The sequence below is a fragment of the Thermoanaerobacterium sp. RBIITD genome (genome assembly GCF_900205865.1).
Lineage (GTDB): Bacteria > Bacillota > Thermoanaerobacteria > Thermoanaerobacterales > Thermoanaerobacteraceae > Thermoanaerobacterium.
The window spans coordinates 1,629,807-1,642,793 of record NZ_LT906662.1; the positions used below are offsets into that span (position 1 = coordinate 1,629,807).

The 12,987-nt window shown below is 32.3% G+C and carries 13 protein-coding genes; 8 read left to right on the forward strand and 5 right to left on the reverse strand.

The annotated features are described in order from the left end of the window. Positions 1-10 precede the first annotated feature (10 nt). The 8 genes from CPG45_RS07590 to CPG45_RS07625 all read left to right on the forward strand — a co-directional run bounded on the left by CPG45_RS07590 (position 11) and on the right by CPG45_RS07625 (position 8,927). The gene (locus CPG45_RS07590) at positions 11-1,744 is read left to right on the forward strand and encodes a MutS-related protein (RefSeq protein WP_096231340.1); all 1,734 of its coding nucleotides are present in this window, start codon (positions 11-13) and stop codon (positions 1,742-1,744) included. A 46-nt stretch (positions 1,745-1,790) separates the two neighbouring features. Then, entirely contained in the window at positions 1,791-2,426 is a 636-nt protein-coding gene (locus tag CPG45_RS07595; RefSeq protein WP_096231341.1) for an MBL fold metallo-hydrolase, read from the forward strand. Positions 2,427-3,091: 665 nt separating this feature from the next. Further along, a complete protein-coding gene (locus CPG45_RS07600; protein WP_096231342.1) occupies positions 3,092-4,027 on the forward strand; it encodes an ABC transporter ATP-binding protein in 936 nt (311 codons plus the stop codon). A gap of 11 nt (positions 4,028-4,038) precedes the next feature. Further along, positions 4,039-5,157, forward strand: a complete 1,119-nt coding sequence (locus tag CPG45_RS07605) for an ABC transporter permease (protein WP_096231343.1) — start codon at positions 4,039-4,041, stop codon at positions 5,155-5,157. A gap of 2 nt (positions 5,158-5,159) precedes the next feature. Then, positions 5,160-6,296, forward strand: coding sequence for an ABC transporter permease (locus tag CPG45_RS07610; protein WP_096231344.1), 1,137 nt, complete (start codon positions 5,160-5,162; stop codon positions 6,294-6,296). A gap of 127 nt (positions 6,297-6,423) precedes the next feature. Then, positions 6,424-7,533: a sensor histidine kinase gene (locus CPG45_RS07615; RefSeq protein ID WP_172856505.1), complete on the forward strand. Its 1,110-nt coding sequence runs from the start codon at positions 6,424-6,426 to the stop codon at positions 7,531-7,533. Continuing rightward, on the forward strand, positions 7,534-8,163 hold the full coding sequence (locus CPG45_RS07620; protein ID WP_096231346.1) for a response regulator transcription factor: 630 nt from the start codon (positions 7,534-7,536) through the stop codon (positions 8,161-8,163). 92 nt (positions 8,164-8,255) lie between these two features. Beyond that, positions 8,256-8,927, forward strand: a complete 672-nt coding sequence (locus CPG45_RS07625; protein WP_096231347.1) for a beta/alpha barrel domain-containing protein — start codon at positions 8,256-8,258, stop codon at positions 8,925-8,927. Positions 8,928-8,979: 52 nt separating this feature from the next. On the opposite strand, the gene CPG45_RS07630 is transcribed toward CPG45_RS07625, so the two are convergent. From CPG45_RS07630 to CPG45_RS07650, 5 genes are read right to left on the reverse strand one after another with little or no spacing between them, the layout of a single operon-like run. Further along, positions 8,980-10,326 (reverse strand): ABC transporter permease, encoded by a 1,347-nt coding sequence (locus tag CPG45_RS07630; protein WP_172856508.1) that lies wholly within the window; start codon positions 10,324-10,326, stop codon positions 8,980-8,982. Further along, entirely contained in the window at positions 10,316-10,996 is a 681-nt protein-coding gene (locus CPG45_RS07635) for an ABC transporter ATP-binding protein (protein WP_096231349.1), read from the reverse strand. The genes CPG45_RS07630 and CPG45_RS07635 overlap by 11 nt, the downstream gene beginning before the upstream one ends. A gap of 15 nt (positions 10,997-11,011) precedes the next feature. Then, positions 11,012-11,770 carry an ABC transporter permease gene (locus CPG45_RS07640; RefSeq protein WP_096231350.1) on the reverse strand — a complete coding sequence of 253 codons (759 nt, stop codon included), beginning with the start codon at positions 11,768-11,770 and terminating at the stop codon, positions 11,012-11,014. Then, positions 11,770-12,465, reverse strand: a complete 696-nt coding sequence (locus CPG45_RS07645; RefSeq protein ID WP_096231351.1) for an ABC transporter ATP-binding protein — start codon at positions 12,463-12,465, stop codon at positions 11,770-11,772. The genes CPG45_RS07640 and CPG45_RS07645 overlap by 1 nt, the downstream gene beginning before the upstream one ends. After that, positions 12,465-12,836, reverse strand: coding sequence for a GntR family transcriptional regulator (locus tag CPG45_RS07650; RefSeq protein WP_073341366.1), 372 nt, complete (start codon positions 12,834-12,836; stop codon positions 12,465-12,467). Before CPG45_RS07650 ends, CPG45_RS07645 begins: the two co-directional genes overlap by 1 nt. Between the last annotated feature and the right edge of the window lie 151 nt (positions 12,837-12,987).

The following is a 12,987-nucleotide window of genomic DNA, read 5'->3' on the forward strand; positions in this document are numbered from 1 at the left end:
AGGAGCCAATATGTTAGGAACTGAAATGATATTGGAAATATTGTATATTGTTTTGATTGGCGGAGGTTTGTTACTAGGCTTTCAAGTAAATCATCTTTATTTCTTGTTGCCAATTGTAGGTATTGCCATAGTTTTAATTATCAACAAAATTAAGAAAGATACTGAACAAGAAAAAGCAAAGAGAGAAATCAAAGAAAAATGGGGCAAAGACCATAAGGAAAAAAGAAATTTTGATTTTATTGAGAAGCTTTATAGAGCTCTTTTAAAGGAAGAGAATTGTGAAAATATCGATGATACCACATGGCGAGACCTCGATATGGATTTTGTATATGAGAAGCTTGACCATACAATGTCAAGTCCCGGTCAACAATATTTATATTATCTTCTAAGACATCTAATTCACGATGAGGTAGAATTAAAAAATAGAAGTACTATGATTGAGGAATTTATGAAGAATAAAGATTATGCTGAGTTACTACAAGTTCATTTAAAAAGGATTGGGAAAGAGCAAAGTGTTGATATAGTAAGATACTTGTTAGAAGGTATGAAAATTGTTAATAATCCTCTTCCATTATATCAGATTTTAACTTTATTAGTTATTCTGTCGCCTGTTATTATTTATTTTGGTCATGGCTTTGGAGTACTTCTATTGATTGCGTTAGTTATGATAAATGGCATGGTTTATTCTAATACTAAATCCAAGATATTTGAGGAAATGATGGTATTTGAGAATATATCGAAATTATTAAGATGTGTAAATGAAATAATAAAAGAGGATGGCGATAACCCTACTTTTGACTTTTCTAAATTAAAAGAACTTTATGATAAAGTAAAAAATATATATAGAAATGTAGGTTCAATTGAATTTTTAGAAAAAGCGGCAGCTGGAGGTGACTCAACCGGAATATTGAGTTTTCTCAACATGTTATTATTAATAGAAGTAAGAAGCTTTTACAAATCAATTGATTTAATGAATAAATATAAAGGGGAATTACTTGATTTATATATTGAACTTGGCAAAATAGATGCGTATATTGCATTAGCATCGTACAAGGATAGCTTAAAGTACTACACAAAACCATCATTGTCGAAAAAGAAGCCATATTTCCTTAGGGCTTTGGACCTATATCATCCACTTCTTAGTGACCCCGTGCCGAATTCCATCGAGGTAAGCGCTAGAGGAATCCTTTTGACAGGTTCAAATGCATCTGGTAAGTCCACATTTTTAAAGACTATTGGTATAAATGCAATTTTCGCCCAAACTTTTAATACTGTACTTGCAAAAGAATATTCATCAAGCTATTTTAATGTGATGACATCTATAGGCACCCTTGACAATATAATTGGCGGTGACAGCTATTTCATGGTTGAAGCAAAATCCCTTAAGAGGATAATAGACACACTCAATGATGATGTCACTGTTTTATGTATACTTGATGAAATTTTCAGAGGAACAAATACAATAGAGAGGATAAGCGCTGCATCAGAAGTTCTTCACTATATGATAAAGAAAAATTGTTTTGTCGTTGCCGCAACACATGATTTAGAGCTTACAAGCCTTGTCGAGGATTACTATGATAATTACCATTTTGAAGAAAATGTTGATGATAATGATGTTAAATTTAATTATCTTTTGCAAAAAGGCCCATCAAGAAGTAGAAACGCCATAAAAATACTTAAATTGCTAGGATATCCGGAAGAAATTTATAAAAACGCTATGGATAGAGCAAATGAAATTTTGTGATATATAATAAAATATTGTCCTATAATATGGAATAGGAGGTGCTATCATGAAAATAAGATATTTCGGACATTCCTGTTTCAAGATAACGACAGACAGCGGTGTTTCTATTGTTACAGATCCGTTTGACAAGACTGTTGGCTATCCTTTGCCTGAGACTGATGCGGATATTGTAATATCTACACATTCACATTATGACCACAATTATTTCAAAGCGATAAAGGGAAACTTTGATATAATAAATACACCTGGTGAACATAATGTAAAAGGGATTCACATAAAGGGTGTAAATACCTTTCATGATGATGAACACGGTGCAAAAAGAGGCAAAAATATTGTCTTTATTATGGATGTAGATGGCATAAAAGTATGCCATGCTGGTGACCTTGGACATTTACTTACAGATGAAATGATATCGGAAATAAAACCTATTGATATATTAATGATACCTGTTGGAGGTTTTTTTACAATCGATGATAGACAGGCTGTAAAAGTTATTGATTCACTAAAACCAAAACTTACAATTGCCATGCATTTTAGGACACTTGCTGTTGATATGCCTATTGAAACTGTTGATAACTTTTTGAAAATGACATGTGGTGAGAAAATCCAATCTAATGAAATTGATGTTAAAAAGAATGATTTAGAGGGAAAACCAAAAGTTATCGCATTGAATTATGAATAATATTTTTAAATAATAATTCAATTTAAAAATATTGACACTTATTTCCTAAAAATTTAAAGAATAATTAAGCCTAAATGGGACAACATAATAACGTAAGGTTCGTAATGGTTGAGCCAAGACCATTTAAGGACGAAAGTTCTTAAATGGTCGGCCAAAGATTGATATCCGATCAAGTGGTCGGATATCAGTCGGAGGGCAGATTATAATATGTCTTGTAAGGCTTGATATTAGTCGAATTGGATTAATATCAGGTTAAAAGAGATGTATTATAGTCGAGCTAAGACTATTATAAGTTCCGAAGGTCAAATGTATGGCATAATGTTGTACTTAAACTGGAGGTCTGATATAGTTGAAAGATTATATCAGGTTTCTAAGGTATTTATAATAGTCGAGCATAGGTCTTAATAAGTTTTGTAATGCTTTTATTAAGTCATATGTTTTGATTTAATAAAGGTATGTAAAGATTTATATAGGCTAAAGCGAAGATCATTACGAGCCTTTTTAAATATAATTTATATTGGAGACGGTACTTATTGAACCGTCTCTTATTTATTATAATAAAATTATGACTTAAGTCATATAAAATGGTGACTTTGTGTACTACAAAGATATCACCATTTTTTTTATTATAATATTGTAAGATTAGATGAAAGGAGATATTGATTATGAAAGCCGTAAGAATTGAAGGATTGACTAAAAGATTTGGAGATCTAGTGGCACTTGACAACATAAACCTAGAGATCGAAGAAGGGGAGATATATGGATTTTTAGGGCCTAACGGCGCAGGTAAAAGCACAGCTATAAATATTATCTGTGGGCTTTTAAAAATAGACAAAGGAAATGTATATGTACTTGAAAAAGAAATAAGGAAAGATCCCGATTTTACAAAGAGAAATATCGGTATAGTTCCACAGGACATAGCAATATATGGAGATTTATCCGCATATGAAAATGTGAGCTTTTTTGCAAGCTTATACGGTTTAAAAGGGAGAGAGCTAAGGGAAAATGTTGAGATGGCATTAAAATTTGTTGGACTCGACGACAAAGCAAAGTGGATTGCAAATAAATTTTCCGGTGGAATGAAAAGAAGGCTTAATATAGCATGTGCAATAGCTCATAGGCCAAAGATTATCATTATGGATGAGCCGACAGTAGGCATAGATCCGCAGTCTAGAAACCATATTTTAGAATCTGTAAGAAGGCTTAACGAGATGGGAAGTACAATAATATACACAAGTCATTACATGGAAGAAGTCGAAGCTATATGTACAAAAATATCGATAATAGATCATGGCAAGATAATTGCAGAAGGCACGAAGGAAGAACTTAAGTCCATTATTACAGATACAAATACAACGATGATTACGGTTGGTTCAGTGACAAATATTGACGAAAACAAGCTTAAAAATATAAGTGGTGTAAGAAGCATTGATATTGATGAAAATGTGGTGAAAATAATAAGTTCAAGAGATGTAAACAACCTGGATAAAATGATTTTATATTTCACATCAAATCATATACCGATTAAAAATGTGGAAACTCAGACACCTGATTTAGAGACAGTATTCCTCACGCTGACAGGTAGGAAATTAAGGGATTAGGGGTGATTATAATGAGAATACTTAAAATTATGTTTAAAGAGATGAAAGGAAATCTGAGGGATAAAAAAGCAATGGCAATGATGGTACTGTTTCCAATAGTGCTTATAACAATATTAGGCTTTGCTTTTTCTAATATATTTAACAGCAATTACACTATAAGCGGTATCAATGTAATTTATACAGATAATGGAAACAAAGAAATATCAACCGGATTCCAAAATTTTATAAAAAACAGCAAGGAAATTGAAATAAAATTTGATGAGATAAAAAATATAGATCAAGGAATAAATGATATAAAAAATGCGAAATATACAGGTTATATTGTTTTAAAAGATAATAATATTACACTCTATAAAAATGATAGAAATTTTTTAGATACTAATATTGTTGAAAGCATTTTAAAAGCTTTTATAGACAGATTTAATGTAATTTCGGTTATTGCCAAAGAAAATCCGGCGATAATTCAAAAAATAGCCACAGATGATAATTATAATTTTACCGACATAGTGTCACTAAATAGGAATAAGCAGCCATCATCAAATGACTATTATTCTGTAACAATGTTAACACTTATTATACTTTATGGTTCTATAAGCGGTGTTTATTCTATAGGTGAAGAGAGAACAAAAAAAACAGGTGATAGGGTACTAATGAGCCCCGTAAGAAAATATGAGATATTAACAGGCAAACTTCTTGGAGTTTCATTTGCCGTACTTTTACAATCAATTCTGGTATTTATATTCAGCAAATACATCCTTGGAGCAAATTGGGGTACAGATATATTTACAATCTTCTTAATAATAATAAGTGAAATAATTTTTTCAATAAGTATCGGGATTTGCTTAGGCTTTTTAATTAAAAATACCAATGCAGCGTCAGGAGTAATCAACGTGGTAATTCCTTTTATAGCATTTCTTGGCGGTGCATATTTTCCTATAAACGAAACAGGAAGCATTGTATTGATGAAGTTAGCTGATATATCTCCTATCAAGTGGACAAATACATCTATATTTCAGGTGATATTTGCTAATAATTACGGCGATGTATCAATTGCATTAATGATTAACATAATATGTGCAGCAGTTTTTATAGCGCTATCAGCCTATTTTTTTAGAAAGGAGGCATTTTAATCATGAGGAATATGCTATTGTTGATAAAGAATACTTTAAAATTGATATTTAGAAAGAAAAGCAATATAATTTTTATTCTTTTGTCAATTACCATTCCACTTATATTCTTATCATTCAGCTTTGCAGATAATGCACAACTTAGAATTGGCATCGTAAATAAGGATAATGGTTCGTTATCTATGGATATGATAAAATCACTTCAGAATTCAGAAAAATACAAGATTATTACATTAACTAAGAGAAACCTAAATAATACCGTTGCAAAAGGTGATGTTGATTGTGCAATAGTTATACCAGAAGAATTTAGCAACAGTATAATCGCTGATAATGTACCTAAGCTACAAATTGTTTCTATAAAAGGTCAGGAAGCGACGTTATTGATACAGAATTATATAAATTTATATATGAAAAATATTAAAGACATATCGAAGGCTTCTAATGGCAATAAAGACATGTTTTATAAAATGTATGATAAATATAGAAAAAGTACTTTTACACTGAATGAATTTAGCATAAAAGATAAAAGCAGAAGTAATAATGCAACAATGCGTAGCATCGGATTTTTTATAATGTTTTTGATGATGGGAACAAGTAGTATATCAGATCTTATGCTACAGGAAAAGAGAGATAAAACATTTTATAGAATATGTGCTGCTCCACTAAAATCTCGTACGTATGTATTTAGCAATTTCATCGTAAACGCAGCAGTAACTTTGTTTCAGATAATATTGATTATGACTTTCTTGATTATATTTTTGAAATTGCCTATAGATAAATCACTTATCGAAATGTTTGTGGTTTTATCCATATTTGGGCTGACATCTATAGGGCTCAGTATGCTTATTACTGCCTTTTCTGATTCGACAATGCAATCTAGCAATTTGTCGACATTAATAATTACGCCTACATGTATGCTTGGAGGTGTGTTTTGGCCTATTGACTTCATGCCTAAAGCACTTCAGAAAATATCAAATTTTGTTCCACAAAAATGGGCGGTCGATGCAATAATGAAAATTGAAGAAAGCTCAAATCCAAATTTATTGATAAACATTGGAATATTAATAGCTTTTACATTGGCATTTCTTCTAATCGCAACATATAAAATAAAAATATCAGAAAAGGTAGCTGATTTTGTATAGCTGGTTATACAAGAAATAGGGGCTTATAATCTAAGCCCTTATTTTTATATTTATTTAATGTAATATAATGACAATACAATTATTTCATGCTAAAATACTATTAGTTTATAAATGGGAGACATTTCATATGGACATTTGGTTTATACTCTGTAAATTTATTATAATCATTTATATATTGATTAAGTACTTTATTAACGAAATGGCGGTTTACCCAGAGAGTTTTGTCTTTTTCATTCTCATTTACATATGCATAAATATGGCATACTACATCATAGACAATAAATTAATCAAAAAGGCGATATTAATTTTATCCATAGCCTTGTCGGCTATTTGCTATTTATATATCAACAAATTATTTGTATTACTCTTACCTATTAATATATATGAACTAAGTTTTAATTTGTTTTCTACAAATTTAAGCTTTATTATATCAATATTTATTTTATTTTTACTTGATAGTTCAACAGTATCGGAATATACTATAATTGCATTAATGTCATATCTAATATGTTTTATTGCCCAAAGGTTATATGAAAAGATAGAAAAATTAAAAAGTCAGAATGATGATTTGCGTGAAAAAATACAGATGTTATACAATAAAATCAATAAAAGCGAAGAATACGAAAAACAGGTTAGATACACGGCTCAATTAGAAGAGCGAAACAAGATATCACAAAAAATTCACGACAATGTCGGCCATACAATATCGGGCAGTTTGATGCAGCTGGAAGCATCAAAATTATTGATTGATAAAAATAAGGATGATGCAAAAAAGCTAATTCAAAATGCTATAGACACATTGAGAAATGGACTTGAGAGCATACGCCTGGCATTAAGAGAAATAAAGCCACCGGTAGAACAAATGGGCATTAATAGGTTAAGACTTATTATAAATGATTTTACTGTAAAAACTCACATCCCTGTGAATTTGGAATACACTGGTATTCTTGATAAAATTACATATTCACAATGGAATGTTATTGTAGAAAATGTAAAAGAAGCATTGACAAATATCATGAAATATTCAAAAGCGACTAAAGTTGTTGTTAGTATTGATGTTCTTAATAAATTTATAAAGACAGAGGTAAAGGACAATGGTGTTGGTGCATATATTATAAAGAAGGGTCTTGGATTAAGTGGCATCGAGGAAAGGTGCGGAAGCATTGGAGGAAAAGTCATAATAGATGGATCAAATGGATTTTCAGTAATTTTTTTGTTGCCGCTGGAGGGGGATTAAATGTCTATTAAAGTACTTATAGCTGATGATGATTCATTGATAAGAGAAAGTCTTAAGATAATACTGGGAATGGATGAAGAATTTGAAGTGGTATCATGTGTTGATGATGGACTTAAGGCAGTTAATTATTGTCTAAAATATAATATAGATGTTGCATTAGTAGATGTAAGAATGCCTGTAATGAACGGAGTACAGGCGGCTAAAGAAATATGCCGAAAGACAGCTACAAAAGTTTTAATCCTTACTACATTTGATGATGATGAATATATTATAGATGTGATAAAAAGCGGCGCAAAGGGGTATCTTCTTAAAAATAATTCGCCGGAAAAGATAAAGAATGCTATAAAGATGGTCTATGAAGGTAATTCCGTTGTGCAAGATGTAGTTCTTGACAAGATAAAGGAAGGCCTCGGTAAAGACAAAAGCGTTAAAATTGATACATCCTTATTTACAAGAAGGGAAATAGAAATCATGGATCTTATATCAAAAGGCCTTTCAAATAAGGAAATAGCTGATAAGCTTTATATTTCAGAAGGAACGGTAAAGAACTATATTACATCTATACTTGATAAAACGGGATTACAACACAGGACGCAGATTGCTATCTATTATCTGAATGGAGGCGAATAAATAGTTTATTTGACATTTATTGATGTTATGAATTGTGGTATACTACATAATGCATTTGATATGAAATAAATATATAGAGGAAAGGTGATATAATGAATAGTTCATACATACCAGAAATTGTTTCGCCGCTAAGGCAGAAGATGATTCGTGTTCCTGAGGTCATACAAAATGCATCAGGAATTAAAGTGTACGGGAAACTTATAAAATCACTAGTTTTTACTACTGATATAGCTATAATAAGAAATATCAATGCAAATGCAGTATTGGCTGTATACCCCTTTACGCCACAGCCTGTAATAACACATGCGCTTATGGTAGCGTCAGACATACCTGTATTTTGTGGTGTTGGTGGAGGACTAACACAAGGGAAGAGGGTTGTTAACCTTGCACTTGATGCAGAATTCGAAGGAGCTATAGGTGTTGTCGTTAACGCGCCTACTGCAAGCGAGATCATAAAGAGGATGAGGCTAACAATAGATATACCGATAGTTGTAACTATAGTTTCCGAAAAAGAAAATATAAAAGAAAGGGTCGATGCCGGCGCTACAATTTTAAACATATCTGGAGCTAAGAGGACTCCCCAAATTGTTAGACATGTTAGAGAATTATGCCCGAATATACCAATTATCGCGACTGGTGGCCCTACAGATGAAAGCATAATGGAAACAATAGAAGCTGGCGCAAATGCAATATCATATACACCACCATCAAATGCAGAAATTTTTTCTGCGATTATGGATAAATACAGAAGCGAGAGAGACTGAAACAGGGAATGGAAAAAGCAAGGACGGTTTTGAACCGTCCTCTGTTTAATTTTTATTCATATCTTAGTGCTTCTATCGGGTCAAGTTTTGCTGCACGGGCCGCAGGATAAAGTCCTGCTGTGACAGTTACAAGTATTGAGAAGGCAAGAGAGCCTAAAACAAGCCACAATGGTATAGAGAATATTTCGGTAGGGGTTCCACCCTTGCTCTTTATAAAGATGTTAAATACAAATCCAAGGATTTTTGTGCCAAACCATCCGAATAAAATCCCCATTATACCTCCGATAAATCCTAGTGAACCGGATTCCACGAGGAAGAGGTTCTTGATATTACTCTTTGACGCACCGACTGCTTTCATTATACCAATAGACCTTGTCCTTTCATATATTGACATTATCATTGTGTTTATGACGCCTATTGCGGCAACGAAAAGCACTATGATGCCGCCGATTGCAAGTATCCCTTGGAATATGGCAAACATGTTCTTTATCTGGTCTAATACTGACTGGTATGTTTGAATGCCATATCCCATTTTCTTTATTTTATCTGCTATGGTTTTTACATCCTGAAAAGACTTTGCATTTACAATAAGCTGATCCGGACCGTTGTTATCAAAGTAATTCGGATCGCCTTTATAATATCCCTGAATTTTTGCTGCCATATCTATAGACATTATTATACTGCCTGCACCGCTGAATTTGTCGCTTATGACACCAGCAATTTTTGCTTTTATAATTAAAGGCTGTACAGGAGCAGTTCCAGGTGATTGTGGTAATGATGCAGCCATTGAAATATCTTTACCAATAACGCTATTATAATCGGTAATTCCCATTTTTTTGAGGTAGTTCTGTCCTATAAGGACAGTATCTTTATCATCCGCATTTAAATCTCTTCCTGCAATAATTGGTTTTATGTTTTTATTCTTTTCTTTAAGTTTAACTGCTTCTATTTCAGAAGGTGAAAATACACCGTATTTTAAATCATATCCTTCAACTGTTGTAGAGCTTCCGCTTTTATCACCTATCTGTGTCTTTGTAATTTGTGCATATAACAAAGATTTGATATCAGATACATTTTCTATTTTTTTTATTTTATCAAGGTTTGCTTGTGTCAGTTTTTTAAAGTTTTTCTTGCGGTTTTCTTCCCATTTTTTCTGGTCCTCTGTTGTCATATTTATCTCAATAGTTCCTATATCTTTATATGGAGATACCATTATCTGCGTAATGGATGCATGCTCTTTAAGCGAATTAATAACTAAGTTTTGTGTACCGACGCCGAGACTCACCATTATGATAATAAGCATTGTACCGATTGCAACTGCAAATGATGTAAGGAAAGTTCTTAGCTTTCGCCTTGATAAATTTCTGAAAGAGGTTTTTATATAATCTTTAAAGTGCATTAACTTCAACCCCCTCGATTTGTCCATCTTTTATTTTTATAATTCTATCTGCTTTTTTTGCATCATCTGTATTGTGTGTTACCATTATGATTGTATATCCTTTTTCTTTTAAATCTTTCAATAAATTAATGATACTTAAACCTGTTTTTGAATCAAGGTTACCTGTCGGCTCATCTGCCAGAAGTATCGACGGATTGTTGACAATAGCCCTTGCTATGCTTACTCTTTGCCTTTCTCCACCGGACAGCTCAGTAGGTCTGTGTTTTGCCCTTTTCTCGAGTCCGACAAGTGTAAGTGCATGAAGTGCCATCTCTTTTCTTTTTTTCTCTCCTATTCCGGCAAACATTAAGGGCATCATGACATTTTCGAGTGAGGTGATTGAGGGTTCAAGGTTAAATGACTGAAATACAAAACCTATGTTTTGATTTCTGTATTTTGAAAGCTCTTTATCTTTTAATTTACTTATATCATGTCCATCTACTACGATGCTGCCACCTGAGGGCTTGTCAAGGCCGCCAATTAAATGCATTAATGTGGATTTCCCTGAGCCTGATGGGCCGACAACTGCCACAAATTCTCCGTCCCTTATTTTAAGGTCAATTCCGTTTAATGCAGCGACTTGTTCTTTTCCCATCTGGTAGAATTTAAAAACTTTGTTTACTTCTATCATACTTTGGCCTCCTTTTTATAAATCTATCTTTTTATCAATAAGATATGATGTTAAAATGAACAGCCCTATATATAAAAGTGTTTGGAAAATAGTGCTTGCTATGTTTATAGGCAATACTGCAAAAGATAAAGCAACGACGCCGCTTCTTTGCGCAATTTCTGAAAATGGACTTATATTAAAATTATATGGGAATAAAGTTACGAGATAGCCGGAGGTTCTACTGATTATATAGGAAATAAGCAAAAATACGACTAATGACAAAATTTTTCCATATTTTTTGTTGTAAAAAGCTATTTTGCTGATTGTAAGGGAAAAATATGACAACACTAATACTGCGATAAAAGTCAATAAAGCAAATATAAATGTGTACAGTACAGAAATTTTATACTGGAGTATTGTATCTATAAGTGCTTTAGCTTCATGCATATATAATAGATTTATAAATGCCATTACTCCAGATAAGGTTATAAATAATGTAAATTCAATGATTGATATAATTAACTTTGAACCAGCTATAGCATAGCCTCTCTGCGGCAGTGTGAACAAAAGGTAGCCTGTATCACCGTACATATCCCTCTGATACAACATCACTCCAGATATTAGTACGGCTACAAAGCAGGCAAATCCAGCCATAAAAGATACAACGAATGGTAAGCCATCTGACCATGTATTATTTTTTGTTATAAGGTATATATTCAATAAAATTAGTGCAATTGAAAATCCAAGATAGTATTTATACCTTCCCGCAAGCTCATACTTTATTAGTTTAAGCATTATGAATACACCTCCCTGAAGATTTCATCAATAGATTTATTTCTTTCTGTCCTTAATTCTTCGGCATTTCCATTTAAAATAATTTCACCATCTGAGATAAATGCGACATCGTCGAAAAGCCTTTCAATATCTCTTACAAGGTGTGTTGATATTATCATTGAGCAATCTTCACGAATATTATCTATAATTGCATCAATAATTTTTTCTCTAGCATTCGGATCAATTCCACCAAGTGGTTCATCGAAAACATATAATTTTGCATTTCTTGATAGCACTAATGCAAGGTGCAATTTCTCTTTCATACCCTTTGAAAGTGAAGTTACTTTATCATTTTCATCAAGTTTCATAAAATCCAGCAATCTTTTTGACTTTTCAAGGTCAAAATCAACATAAAAATCTTTGAAGAAATTTATTGCATCTCTAACCCTCATCCATTTATAAAGGTAGTTTACATCAGGCAGGTACGATACAATTGATTTTGTATAAATGCCCGGCTTCTGACCATCAATTAGTATTTCACCAGATGTTGGTCTTAATATACCTGCTGCAATCTTCATAAATGTAGTTTTGCTGCTGCCGTTAGGACCCAAAAGCCCGAGTATTTTCCCTTTTTCCAGTTCAAGGTTTATTCCTTTTAATGCCTTTTTACTGTAATAATTTTTAGTAAGGTTTGTCGTTTTTAAAATTAGTTCCATCAGTTGACCTCCTTTTTAAGATATTCTTTGATAATTTCGAGTATTTCATTTGAATTGAAACCTAAGCTTCTCATACCTGTTACAAATGACTCAATTATCTCTTTTGCCATTTCTTTTTTTAATGATGCAAGTTTTTCGGTATTCTCAGTTATAAATGTTCCCATGCCTCTCTGTGTATATGTGACATTTTCCCTTTCAAGTTCCTGATAAGCTCTTTGAACAGTATTTGGATTTACCTTAAGGCTTTCGGCCATTTCCCTTACAGAAGGCAATTTATCTCCTCCTTTTAGTTTTTTTGTAACTATATCCCGCTTTATTATATCCATGATCTGGATGTAAATGGGTGTTCTCTCGTCAAACTCAATTTTCATGTTCCACCTCCATACCACTATCATAGTGTACTAATTAAATAGTACACTATGATAGTATAAATGTCAATAGGATTTTTAAAAAATTTGTTGTAAACTATAAATAGAGGTTGATATGTCAGAAATAATATTCTATGGTGTGATTTTATGATTA